Genomic DNA, 12477 nt, shown 5'->3' on the forward strand with positions numbered 1-12477 from the left:
GAATTATAAACGCGAACGAGCGGTGCTACTGTGCGTCTTCGGCGGTGATTGTACCTCCATATTTCATGAAGACGAACGCGAGTCCGAGCGTGCTTACCATCGCCATGAACGTCGCGATCCCGAGCGCGCGAGCGCCCTGCGGAACGAACACAGCGTTGCTGCCGCCCCCACCAGTCTCGACGGTGGCGATATCCTCGCCGACGGCGATACCGCCGTGCATTCCTGTCGAGGTGTGCGGGACACAGTGGTAATGAGTGATGCCCGCGTCCTCTTCAGTGACCTCGTACTCGTAGGTCGTTCCCTCCTCGCTAACCGGGTCGCCGCTGTCGAGACTCGCCGGGCCGCCGTCCTCGACGGTCTGGACGTTGTGTGACCCTCCGTTGCCCGTCCACTCCCACGTGATCGTCGTGCCCGTGTCGACCCACACCAGCGTCGGGTCGAACGCGAGACCGCCGTCGCCGGCTCCGACGGAGATGGTCACTGAGTCCTGTCCGCGGGCGTCCTGATAGGAGCCGACGTTCCCGCTCGATGCCCCGCTCGGCCAGTCGGGTTCCACTTCCTGTGCCGCCGCGGTTCCCGAGGCCGTCGTCGCCGCGCCAGCAGCCGCGGCCGCGCCGCCGGCGGTCCGGATGAACGTGCGCCGCGAGACGTCGTCCGTGCTCATACCCCCCGGTTTGTGACGGGTTGTAGTGAATATGTTGATCCGAACGTGACGATCGAACACGCCACACCGCCGGACCGAGGGCGTTCCCCGCCCGGCTCGAAGACGGTCCGTCGTCACCGACTCGGCAGTGAGTCCGTCCCGGTCTTTTCTTGCGTCGGTTGACGGTCTCGCACTTCCGTCGCGTCGTTCGCTCAGTCGTCGAGGTACGGCTCACACACGAGTTCGACGCCCTCCTCGAAGTCCACGTGGGGTTCCCAGCCGGTGGCCTCGTGGAACGTCGAGTAGTCGGCCATGGTGTCGTGGACGTAGCCGTCGAACGGGCACTCGATGTACTCGGGGTCGATGTCGGTGCCGAGCGCGTCGTTGATCATCGCGACCATCTCGTTGAACGTGTACGACGCTTCGGTGCCGACGTTGTAGACGCCGGTCAGTTCGTGGTCGGCGGCGAGTTCGCAGGCGCGGGCCACGTCCGAGACGTGGGTGAAATCCCGCGTTTGCGTGCCGTCGCCGAACAGCTCTGGAGCCTCGCCGTTCGCTACCTTGTCCGCGAACTGTGCGACCGTGTTCGCGTACTCGCCTTTGTGTTCCTCGTTGCCGCCGAAGCCCTGATATACCGAGAAAAAGCGCAGGCCGGCCATGTTCATGTCGTAGTGGTTGGCGTAGTACTCGGCGTAGCGCTCGCGCGAGAGCTTCGAGGCCTCGTAGGCGGTGTGTGCCTCCACGTCCATGTCGACGGGCGAGGGTTCGGTGCGGCTGCCGTAGATGGAGGAGGTCGAGGCATAGACGACGGTCTCGCAGCCCGCTTTGCGGGCGCGCTCGACCGTGTTGATGAACCCCTCGACGTTGACGCGACAGCCGCGCTGGGGGTCGGTTTCGTGCATGTTCCGCGAGGAGAGCGCGGCGAGGTGAAAGACTACGTCGACGTCGACGGGGTAGTCGTCGTCGAGCACCGACGCCTCGACGAATTTTACCCCTTTGTCGAGGTTCTCTGGCGTACCCAGATAGGTGTCGTCGACCGCGATCACGTCGTTGTCCGCGGCGAGGCGGTTCGCGAGATTCGAGCCGATGAACCCCGCGCCGCCCGTCACGAGGACGCGCTGATCCTGCATGGTCCCGTGTCGTCGCGGCGGGTGGATTACCGTGTCGGTTTCGGCGGCGACTGGTCCCCCACCGCGACTGCTTCCCTACGGCGACGGTGAGGCGTCCACGTCGACGCGGTCGTGGATGTGGCCGTCGCGCTGGCGCAGGTGTCCCGGCGTCCGGTCGTTCGACACGGCGAGTGCCTCGCCGACGATGCTGTGTGCGATCTGGTACGGCGAACCCCCACCGAGATCGAGCCCGACCGGCGTGTACAGCGATTCGAGGTCCGCCTCGTCGAACGTCGTCCCCTCGTCGTCGAACGCCTCCAGCATCTCGTCGAACCGATCGCGCGGCCCCATCAGCCCGACGTACGGCGCGTCAGATCGGAGCAGTGTCTCGACGACGAGCCGGTCGTCGACGAAGTTGTGCGTCATCACGACCGCGTGCGTCCGATCGTCGATATCGAGCGCGTCGTCGAGTTCTCCCGGCGATGTCGTCACGGTCCGATGCGCCTCGGGAAACCGTGCCGCGAGATCGACCGCGCCGCGGAAGCCGACCGCGGTGACGCGAAAGTCGGTTCGCTCTGCCAGCTCCACGACCGGCCCGACGTCGTGACCCGTCCCGAAGACGACCAAGTCGGCGGGGGCGGTGATCCCGTCGATGAATACCGTCAGCGTCGCGCCGTCGAGCCCTTCGACGGTCACAACATCGCCGGAGCCACGCTCGGCAAGGTCCGCGGCCGGCTCCGCAAGCGCCTCATCCGGCCACTCGTCCGCGGGCGAGCCGTCGGGGAGCCGCAGGTGACCCTCGTCGGGATAGTAGTACGCGCGGTCGCCGAGTTGCTCCGGTCCGTCAGGAGATCCTCCATCCGCGGACAAGACCGTGAGCACGGCGACATCTCGGCCGGCGTCGAACGCCTCGACGGCCGGTCGATACGTCTTGTCGAGCGGTTCAAGCAGGATGTCGATAACACCGTTGCAGCCGACGCCGAGCCCCCAGACGTCGTCGGCGTCGTCGCCCATCAGGTCGTAGGACACCCGGTCCGGCCGGCCGGACTCTCGGACCGCCTCCGCGGCTGCGAGCAGGTCGTCTTCGATACAGCCCGCCGTGATGGAGCCAACCCCGCCCTCGTCATCGAGGAGCATCTTCGCCCCCGGGCGACGGTAGGCGCTGCCCTCGACACCGACGATGGTCGCGAGGACGTCGGTGCCGTCGGCGTCGAGGCGGTCGCGAACGCGCTGTACGACTTCGGTCTCCGGAACGCTCCAATTGCTTTCTGACATGTCGTTTTTCTGTTTATAGGTTCATTGTCTCGGGTACGTCGCGCGCCGCGTACACCTTTCGAACGCCGCGGTCGTGGAGGTCGGTGCCGCAGTGGCCGTCCGCGACCGCAGAGCGCGCCGTCTCGGGATCGGCTATCGCCGCGCCGGCGACCACATCGCCGCCGCGGTCGAAGAGCGGGTCCGGGAGCGCGGAGGCGGTCGCACCGACCACGACGACCGACGCCGCCACGGGGGCCGCTGCGAGGTAGCGCTCGATCCCACCATACAAAAGCGTCGATCCGGTGACGAACACCACGTCGGCCCCCTCCATCGCGGCCGTGGTCTCTGTCGGCGTGAACGACCGCAGGGAGACGCTCGCCGGCGTCGCAACGGTCTCGACGGCAACGGGGTCGCGCTCGATGACGCGGACCTCGACGTCCGCGAACTTCCGGAACGCCGGGCGAAAGAGGCCGACCGTGACGATCCGTGACACGGACGGGGCGAGAAGTGCCATCGGGTCCCCCGTTCGCCAGTCGACGAGCGGCGACGAGGCCGCGTTCAGCGTTGCAATGGCGAGCGCGCGCGCCCCGAGCGACGCCTCGCCGCCGCGCCCTTCGATCGGAGCCAAAATATCGGCGAGGTCGTCCGGCGGCATCGGCGACGACGAGTCCGGACGGTGTGCGATCCCCGCCAGTCTCCGAGGGTCTCGTTCGGTGTCCTCGTCGGCGGCGAGTTCCACGAGAATCGCCGATTTCCCCACGGTGACGCGGTCGAGGCGCATGCCGACGAACGCGTCGCGCTCGCGGAGCGCGTCGAGAGTCGCTCGTAGGATCCGGCCGGGCCAGTCCGGGTCGGCCTTTGTGTCGGGTCCGACCCAGTCGTCCTCCTCGGCGTCGCTCATACGGTCCCCCCGCCGCCGTCCTCGGCGGTCGCTCCAGTCTCGGTCGCTCCGTCTCCGCCTCGCCCGTCGACGCGCCGCGAGTCGTGCTCGTAGCCGACCGCGCCCGCGAGGCCGCGTCGCTCGATCTGCCGGGCCGCCTCCGCGAGGTCCGGGGCCGACGCGAAGCCGAACAGGGCGTCGACGTACGGTGCGGCGTCGCTCATGCCGCGCGATTCGGGCGCGAACGCCGCCGAGACCGCGAGCGGATTGAGCCAGACGACGCCGTCAGCGCGGTCGGCCAGCCAAGTCATCCCGTCGACCAGCAGGTCCGGATCGCCCACGTCGAGCCCATCGCTCACGACCGCGACGACGGTCCGGCGGTCGACCGCGTGCGGAGCCGTCCGGCGCAGCCGGTCTATCGCGTGGCCGATTTGGGTCCCGCCGCCCCACTCGATCTCCGCGGAGCGGAGGGCGTCCGCCGGCGATCGACTCGAATCGCTGAACGCGTCGGTCGCCTCGACGAGGTCCGTGTCGAAGAGGAACGTCCGCGCCGCGCGTGCATTCGCCGTGACCTGCGTCCCGAGTTCCAACAGCGCGCCCCGGTCGACCGTGTCGAGCACGGAGCCGCTGACATCGACGAGCAGACAGCAGCGGAGCTCCGACTGCATGGGGGCGTCGCGCGGGAGGTCGATCGGCGCGCCGCCCGTCTGGAGGCTCGCCCGCAGCGCGCCGCGGGCGTCGACGGCGGGACCCGTCGACGAGCGCCGCCGGCGGCGACCGGGCAGCGACGACAGCGCGTCCACGAACCGCCGGACGTTCGTCGCCTCGTCCGGAGACGCGGTCGGCACGTCCGCTGCGACGAGTTCGCTCTCGCCGACCGCGCTGTACCGGCGGCCGTCCGTCTCGTCGCGTCGGTCGCCGGCGGGACGGTCGCCCGCGGCGTGGCGACGGTTCATCGGAATGCGGACCGTGGGGGTGCCGTCAGCGTCGGCGTCCGTCTCCGGCGGTTCGGCGTCGTCGAGGACTCTAGGCTCCTCCGCCGACTCGACGCTGCCGTCGGTCTCGTCGTCTGCGCCGTCTCCCCCGGATCCGGTCTCGTCGTCCGCGTCGTCTTCCGGTGACGGGCCGTCGTGGGCGGTGGCGATCCGGTCGAGCCCGCTCCGGAGCCGGTGCCAGAATGTCGGAAACGCGTCCGCGAACGCGTCGGAGTCCGTGGATTCGGAGAGAAGGCTCGCGCGCAGCGCGGCCGCCGCCCGCCGTTCATCCGCGAGTCCGACCGCCGCCAGCGCACGCGCGGCGTCGAGGGTGCCGGTCGCGGGCACGTCGACGCCGTCGTTCCGGAGGACGGCGACGAGCCGGACCAACTCAGTCAGCAGGTGCGTCCGGGCCGCCGGGAAGTCGGGCGTCTCCGTGTCGGATCCCACGCGCGTCTCGGTGTTGGCCCCGATACCGGCGTCGGTTTGGGTGGCGTCGGTTTTGTCGGCGTCGCCCCCGTTATCGTCGTCGCGGTCGGACATCGTCACTCGACTCGGGCGGCCGCCTCGCTCGCGGCGTCGTGGAGGCGTTCGAGCAGTTCGGAATCGACGCGAGCGACGTCTTCCGCTTCCTTCAGCAGACAGCCGATCGTCCGTTCGATCTCGTCCGGCGAAAGCGGCTCGTCCGGATTCTCTTGGCGCAGGGCGGCGACCGCCCGGGCCCAGTCCAGCGTCTCCGCGACTCCCGGTCGCTTGAGGAACGACTCTTCGCGCAGGTTCGCGACCACGGAACACACTTCGGCCGCGACGGCGGCGTCGAGTTCGGGCACCTTCCGGCGGACGATCTCGTACTCTGTCTCGAACGACGGCGGCTCGACGTGGAGGTACAGACAGCGCCGCTTCAGCGCGTCGCTCAGCCCCCGAGTCCGGTTCGACGTGAGGATCACGACCGGCGGCGTCGACGCGCTCACGGTCCCGAGTTCGGGGATCGACACCTGAAAGTCCGAGAGCAGCTCCAAGAGGAACGCCTCGAACTCCTCGTCGGCGCGGTCGATCTCGTCGATCAAAAGCACCGGCGGCGTGTCGTCTGCGGTCCGGAGCGCGCGCAACAGCGGCCGTTCGAGCAGGAACTCCTCGTCGAAGACCGAACCGTCGTTCGGGGCGGCAGCGTCCGGATCCGCTCCGTTCGTCGCCGCGTCACCGCCCGCGACGGTCCCCTCGTCGGCCTGCACGGCGAGCAGCTGTTTCGTGTAGTTCCACTCGTAGAGCGCGTTCTCCGCGGTCAGCCCCTCGTAACACTGGAGCCGGATCAGCTCCGTGTCGAACCCCTCGGCGAGCGTCTTTCCGAGTTCGGTCTTGCCGCTTCCCGGCGGCCCCTCGACCAGGAGCGGTCGCCCCAGCCGGAGCGCGAGTTCGACCGTCGTCACGGTGCGGTCGTCGGCGACGTAGTCCGTTCGGTCGAACCGCTCGCGGAGCTCCGCTTCGGTGATCGACTCGAAGGGGTTCGCGTCCACCTCTCCGTTCACGCTTCGATCCCCTCGTCGAGATACGACGCCGGGTCGTTCGCGAACGAGTCGGCGCAGCCGTGACAACAGAAGTGATACGTCTCGCCGTCGTGCTCGACCGACGCGTCCGCCGTGGTCGGATCGACGGTCATGCCGCAGACCGGATCGATCGCTGTCGAATCGCTGCCGGCCGCGTCGGCGTCGTCTGCATCGACGGAGTCGGCATCGTCGCTGCCGGCGGGCACATCGCCGGTGGCGTCGGTGCCCGCGGAATCGGTCGCCGCATCGACGGAACCGGCGGGTGTCTGGCCGGAGCCAGCCGCCTCGCCCTGAGTCGCCGAACTCGCCCGTGACCGCTCGTCGACGACCTCGGCGAGCAGGCTCGCCGCGATCGCCGCCGGCGTGTAGGCGGCCACGTCGACGCCCGCGGGATTCGTCACCGCCCCGACGATGTCTCCCACGTCGCGGTCGAGCAGGCCTGCCGCGCGCTCCGTCTCCTCGGCCGCGCGCTCGTCGCTCGCGACCAGCCCGATGTAGGGAGCGTCCGCGAGGACGCCGGCGGCGACGCCGCGCGCGTCGTACTCGCCCATGGAGGCGACGACGACGAGCGGGGAGCGTCCCACGGCATCGGCGATCGCCTCGTGATCGACCGTCGAGAGCACGTCGGTGTCCGCGGGCACGTCCCGGTCGGCGTCGCCGTCCGCGACGACGAGCGTCACTTCGAGCGTCAACTCGGCCGCGAGTCTAGCAAGCGCGCTCGCGACCGGCGAGTCGCCGACGATCACCAACTCGGTCGTCGGGGTCACGGGCTCGATGAACAGTTCGAGCACGCCCTCGCTGTGACACGTCATCGGGAAGGCGTCGAGCCCGGGGCGGTCCAGGGTCACCGGGTCCGGAGCGATCCCCACGAACCGCGGCGTCCCCTCGTCGATCGCCGCCACGCCCTGCGTCGCCACGACCGACTGCGCGCAGGCCGCGCCGCCGACCCACCCGTGGATCTCGCCGTCGGGGGTCACGAGCGCGCGGTCGCCGACGTTGGCCGACACGGGCGGCTCGCGGCGGACGATCGTCACCCGCGCGAACGGCTCGCCGCGTTCGGAAAGCGTCGCCTCCAGCGCGGCGGTGTCGCCGTCGTCGATTTTGGTCGTCTCTTTCGATCCGTCGTGTGCGGTCTCGTCGTGTGTCATCTGTTGTAGTCGGACGGTGCCGCCGTCCCGCCCGGCGCGTCCGGAAGGGCGGTCGGCGCGGCGGTGGCTGCGTGCGGGATCAATCGTCGGCCGGCTCGGCTCCGTCGCCGAGGTCGAACTCGACGTTGTGGGCCGGCTGACGGGACAGCCCGACCTCGTCGAGCGTCTCCCAGACGACATCCGGCGTCATCGGCATCTCCACGTGGGAGACGCCGGCGTGGCTCATCGCGTCGACGACGGCGTTGACGATCGCCGGTGGCGACCCGACGGTGGGCGACTCGCCGACACCCTTCGCGCCGATCGGGTGATGCGGCGACGGCGTGACCGTGTGGCCCGTCTCGAAGTTCGGGATCTCGTTTGCCGTCGGCAGCAGGTAGTTCATGAAGTCACCGCCGGTGACGTTGCCGTTGTCGTCGTAGGTGACCTTCTCCAACATCGCGGTGCCGATCCCCTGGGCGAGCCCGCCGTGGATCTGTCCCTCGATGATCATGGGGTTGATGCGGTTGCCGCAGTCGTCCACCGCGACGAACTTCTCGAAGTCGACCTCGCCGGTCTCGCGGTCGATCTCGACGATCACGATGTACGAGCCGAACGGGTACGTCATCTCCGGCGGATCGTAGTAGTTCGTCGCCTCTAGCCCGGGCTCCTCGTCGCCGGGGTGGTTCATGTACGCGCCGGCCGCGATCTCGGTGATCGTGATCGAGCGGTCGGGCGCGCCGGCGACGTGGAACTCGCCGGACTCCCGATCCCACGTAATGTCCTCTTCTGCGGCCTCCAGTTCGTTCGCGGCGATCGACTTCGCCTTGTCGCGCACCTTGCGCGCGGCGACGGCGGCCGCCGCGCCCGCGACGGGAGTCGACCGCGAGCCGTACGTGCCGAGCCCGTACGGCTCGGTGTCGGTGTCGCCGTGCTCGACGGTGATGTTGTCGACATCCATCCCCAGTTCCTCCGCGACGATCTGCGCGAAAGTCGTCTCGTGGCCCTGTCCCTGCGTCTGCACGCCGACGCGCAACACCGCGTTGCCGGTCGGGTTCACGCGCAGGTCTGCGGAGTCAAACATCTCGATCCCGGCGATGTCACATTGCTTGCCGGGACCGGCACCGACGACCTCCGTGAACGAGGAGATGCCGATGCCGATCAGCTTGTCGGCGTCGTTCGCGATGCGGCGCTGCTGCTCCTCGCGGTAGTGGTCGTAGTCGGCCATCTCCAAGGCCTTGTCGAGCGCCTTCTCGTAGTCGCCGGAGTCGTAGTTCCACCCCGTCGCCGACTCGTACGGGAACGCGTCCGAGGGGATGAAGTTCTTCCGGCGGATCTCCGCCGGGTCCATCTCAAGTTCGTCTGCGAGCACCTTCACCATGCGCTCGATGAGGTACACCGCCTCCGTGACGCGGAACGAGCACCGATAGGCGACGCCGCCCGGCGCGGTGTTGGTAAACGCGGCCGTCAGCGAACCGTAGGCGGCCTCGATGTCGTACGAGCCGGTGAAGATGTTGAAGAAGCCGGCCGGGAACTTCGACGGCTGGGCGGCCGCGTTGTACGCGCCGTGGTTGGCAAGCACGTCGACTTTGACCCCTTCGATGATCCCGTCCTCGGTGGCGGCGAGCTCGCCGGTCATGTCGTAGTCGCGGGCGAACCCGGTCGTCTGGATGTTCTCCGAACGCTCTTCGATCCATTTGACGGGCTGTTCGAGGACGTACGACGCCGCCGCGGCGACGACGTACCCCGGGTAGATCGGCACCTTGTTTCCGAACCCGCCGCCCACGTCGGGGCTCACGATCCGGACCTTATGCTCCGGGATCCCCGACACCTGCGAGAACAGGGTCCGGTGGGCGTGGGGTGCCTGCGAGGTCATGTGGACGGTCATCTTGTCCATCCCCGGGTCCCAGTCGGCGACCGCGCCGCAGGTCTCGATCGGGGCGGGATGGAGTCGCTGGTACAGCATGTCCTCTTCGACCGTCACGTCGGCGTCGTCGAACACCGCGTCGGTGGCCTCCTTGTCGCCGGTGTCCCAGTCGAAGATGTGGTTATCCTCTTGGTCCTCGAGTTCGTCGCGGACGAGCGGCGCGTCCTTCTCTAGGGCGTCCGCGGCGTCGACGACCGGGTCGAGTACGTCGTACTCGACTTCGACCTTCTGGGCACCGTCTTTCGCCGCGTAGCGGTCCTCGGCGATGACGGCCGCGACCTCCTGTGACTGGAACTTCACCTTGTCGTTGACGAGCACGTCCTGGGTGTCGTCCATCAGCGTCGGCATCGTCGCGAGGTCGTGCTCCAGCAGGTCGTCGGCGGTCAACACCGCGACCACACTGTCCATCGCCTCGGCTCGGGAGCCGTCGATGTTTTCGATCCGAGCGTGGGCGTGCGGGCTCCGGACGATCTCGCAGTGGAGCATGCCCGGCTTCTTGATGTCGTCGACGTAGTTGCCGCGACCGGTGATGAAGCGTTTGTCCTCCTTGCGCTCCACCTCCTCGCCCATGCCGCCGCGGCCGTGGCCGCAGTACGTCTCGGGGTCGGGGCCGCCGTCCTCGTCGTGTTGATACTCCGTCTCTGCGTCGGGTGTGTCTGGTTCGCTGCTCATACTGTGTCACCTCGGTCGTCCGCATCGGTGTTCGCCTCGGCGTCGTCGGCGGCGTCGGAGGCGTCCGCGTCGTCGAGGAGCGCGTCACGGTCGAACGGGTCCGCCCCGCCCGGGCCGCCACAGCAGTCCTCGCGGCCGCAGAACGTGTCGGCGTCGCCGCCGATGTTTGGGGCGTCGTGACCGCCCTCGGGCGACGGCGCAGGAGTGGGTTCCGCGACGCCGTTCTCGCCGTCTGTCGCTCCGTCGGCCGCGACCGCACCGCCGTCTGCGGCGGCGCGATCAGCGAGTTCGTCGGCCGCGTACTCGATCGATCGGACGATGTTCTGATAGCCGGTACACCGACAGAGGTTGCCGCTTATCGCGTCGCGGATCGTCTCCTCGTCGGGGTCGGGATCCTCGTCGAGCAGCGCCTTGCCCGCCATGAGCATTCCCGGCGTGCAGTAGCCGCACTGCAGGCCGTGTTCCGCGCGGAACCCCTCCTGAAGCGGATGGATCCCGTCGGCCTCCGGCAGGTCCTCCATCCCCTCGACGGTGAGGATCTCCGCGCCGTCCGCCTGCGCGGCGAACATGAGACACGACTTGATCGGCTCGCCGTCCTTCAACACGGTGCAGGCACCGCAGTTGCCCGTGTCGCACCCGATGTGGGTGCCCGTGAGATCTAGGTCTTCGCGGATCGCGTGGACGAGCAGCCGGCGCGGCTCGACGTCGATCGTGTGCTCGGTACCGTTGACCGTCAGCGTGATTTCGCGTTCGTCTGTCACTGTGTGACCCTCCGTTTGACCGTCACCGTTCCCGCGCGCTCCGCGGCGTCGCCCAGCGCGCGCTGGGTGAGCACGTCGACCATCCGGGCCTTGTAGTCCGCGCCGCCGTGCTCGTCCGACTCGGGATTGGACTGCTCTGCAGCCAACTCGCCCGCTTCGGCGAACAGGTCGGGGCTCGGCCGCTCCCCTTCGAGGTGCTCTTCGGCGTCGGTCGCGCGGGCGTTGGTGATGTCGACGGCGGTCATCCCGATCCCAGCCGACTCGATCGTGCCGTCGTCGTCGTCGAACGCGAGCCGGACGCCGACGCCGGCCATCGCGTAGTCGCCGGTCTTGCGTTTCAGCTTGTGATATGCGCTCCCCTCGTTCGGCCCGGGGACGGGAACGCGGACTTCCGTGATCAGTTCGTCCTCACCGAGCGTCGTGTCGTACGGCAACAAGAAGAACTCGTCCGCCGGAATGGCTCTGTCGCCGTCGGGCTCGCGGGCGATCACCTCGCCCTCGTGGGCGAGGAGGACGCTTCCCCAGTCGCCCTTCGGATCGGCCTGCGCGACGGAGCCGACGACCGTGCCGCGGTTCCGGATCTGCGGGTCGGCGACGAGCGGCGCGGTGTCGGCGAAGCTGCCGTACCGCTCGTCGATCACGTCGGAGTCCGCGACATCGGCGTGGCGCGCGAGCGCGCCAATCCGGAGGTGGCCGTCCTCCTCGCGGAGGTAGTCGAGCGAATCGATGCCGTTGATGTCGACGACCACGTCGGGGTTCGCGAGCCGGAACCGCAACATCGGAACGAGGCTCTGTCCCCCGGCGAGGATCGTCGGGTCGTTGAGGCTCTCAAGCAGGCTGACCGCCTCGTCGACCGTCTCCGGTTCGTGATGCTCGAACGGGGCGGACTTCATCAGAACATCCCCCTGATTCGGTCCGTGACCCCCGAGTCGGTCTCTTCTACGTCGGTCATCTGCGACTCGATGGAGGTGAAGAAGTTGTTGACGATCTTGTTCGCGACCGGGTTGATGACGCGCCCGCCGAGCTGGGCGATCCGCCCGGAGATGTCGGCTTCGGTCCACCACTCGATGCGGGACCCGTCGCCGTCCTCCTGCGGATGGATCCGCATCCCGGAGTTCATGCTGAAACTGCTTCCGCTCGCCGATCCGGAACCGGTAGCCGTCATCTCGAAGTTCTCCTCGTCGCGGTCTTCGATGGTGACCGTCGTCTCGAATTTGGGTTTCACACTGCCGACGCCGACCTGCATCAGCGCCGCGTACTTCTGGCCCGTCTTGAACGCCCGCGCCGCGACATCGTCGGCCTCCGCCTCCGGCAGCGTCGGGATGTCATCCTCGGGCTCGTACGAGTCCCACTCGAAGGAGTCGTCCATGGGCGTGATGTACTGACACCCCTTCAGCGAGTCGCGCACTGCGATCGGGTCCGAGAGGACGACCCACGCCTTCTCGGGCGGAACGCCGTCGAGCTCAAACTCGCCGTCGAACTCCATCAGCGACCACCCACGTCTACAGTTGTTCGGCAATCTGTCACCGTCATCTTTTATATCCCCCTCCTATGAGCATACTATTACCACGTCCCATGATATGTAATAG

The 12477-nt window shown here is 68.4% G+C and carries 11 protein-coding genes; all 11 read right to left on the reverse strand.

Annotation, left to right across the window (positions count from 1 at the left end; translation table 11 throughout):
• Nucleotides 1-25 precede the first annotated feature (25 nt).
• Nucleotides 26-664, reverse strand: a complete 639-nt coding sequence (locus NO887_RS07530; RefSeq protein WP_256417850.1) for a halocyanin domain-containing protein — start codon at nt 662-664, stop codon at nt 26-28.
• A 191-nt stretch (nt 665-855) separates the two neighbouring features.
• On the reverse strand, nt 856-1773 hold the full coding sequence (locus NO887_RS07535; RefSeq protein ID WP_256417851.1) for an NAD-dependent epimerase/dehydratase family protein: 918 nt from the start codon (nt 1771-1773) through the stop codon (nt 856-858).
• 75 nt (nt 1774-1848) lie between these two features.
• Nucleotides 1849-3027 (reverse strand): XdhC family protein, encoded by a 1179-nt coding sequence (locus NO887_RS07540; protein WP_256417852.1) that lies wholly within the window; start codon nt 3025-3027, stop codon nt 1849-1851.
• Between the two features lie 13 nt (nt 3028-3040).
• Nucleotides 3041-3907: a Rossmann-like domain-containing protein gene (locus NO887_RS07545; protein ID WP_256417853.1), complete on the reverse strand. Its 867-nt coding sequence runs from the start codon at nt 3905-3907 to the stop codon at nt 3041-3043.
• Entirely contained in the window at nt 3904-5403 is a 1500-nt protein-coding gene (locus NO887_RS07550; RefSeq protein WP_256417854.1) for a VWA domain-containing protein, read from the reverse strand. The genes NO887_RS07545 and NO887_RS07550 overlap by 4 nt, the downstream gene beginning before the upstream one ends.
• Nucleotides 5404-5405: 2 nt before the next feature.
• The gene (locus NO887_RS07555) at nt 5406-6386 is read right to left on the reverse strand and encodes an AAA family ATPase (RefSeq protein ID WP_256417855.1); all 981 of its coding nucleotides are present in this window, start codon (nt 6384-6386) and stop codon (nt 5406-5408) included.
• Nucleotides 6383-7552, reverse strand: coding sequence for an XdhC family protein (locus tag NO887_RS07560; protein ID WP_256417856.1), 1170 nt, complete (start codon nt 7550-7552; stop codon nt 6383-6385). The genes NO887_RS07555 and NO887_RS07560 overlap by 4 nt, the downstream gene beginning before the upstream one ends.
• Nucleotides 7553-7631: 79 nt before the next feature.
• Nucleotides 7632-10127, reverse strand: a complete 2496-nt coding sequence (locus NO887_RS07565; protein ID WP_256417857.1) for an aerobic carbon-monoxide dehydrogenase large subunit — start codon at nt 10125-10127, stop codon at nt 7632-7634.
• The gene (locus tag NO887_RS18490) at nt 10124-10888 is read right to left on the reverse strand and encodes a (2Fe-2S)-binding protein (RefSeq protein WP_321169353.1); all 765 of its coding nucleotides are present in this window, start codon (nt 10886-10888) and stop codon (nt 10124-10126) included. Before NO887_RS18490 ends, NO887_RS07565 begins: the two co-directional genes overlap by 4 nt.
• Nucleotides 10885-11781: an FAD binding domain-containing protein gene (locus tag NO887_RS07575; protein WP_256417858.1), complete on the reverse strand. Its 897-nt coding sequence runs from the start codon at nt 11779-11781 to the stop codon at nt 10885-10887. Before NO887_RS07575 ends, NO887_RS18490 begins: the two co-directional genes overlap by 4 nt.
• Nucleotides 11781-12374 (reverse strand): SRPBCC family protein, encoded by a 594-nt coding sequence (locus tag NO887_RS07580; protein WP_256417859.1) that lies wholly within the window; start codon nt 12372-12374, stop codon nt 11781-11783. The genes NO887_RS07575 and NO887_RS07580 overlap by 1 nt, the downstream gene beginning before the upstream one ends.
• Nucleotides 12375-12477 lie beyond the last annotated feature (103 nt).

The sequence above is a fragment of the Halorubrum laminariae genome, from assembly GCF_024494655.1.
Lineage (GTDB): Archaea > Halobacteriota > Halobacteria > Halobacteriales > Haloferacaceae > Halorubrum > Halorubrum laminariae.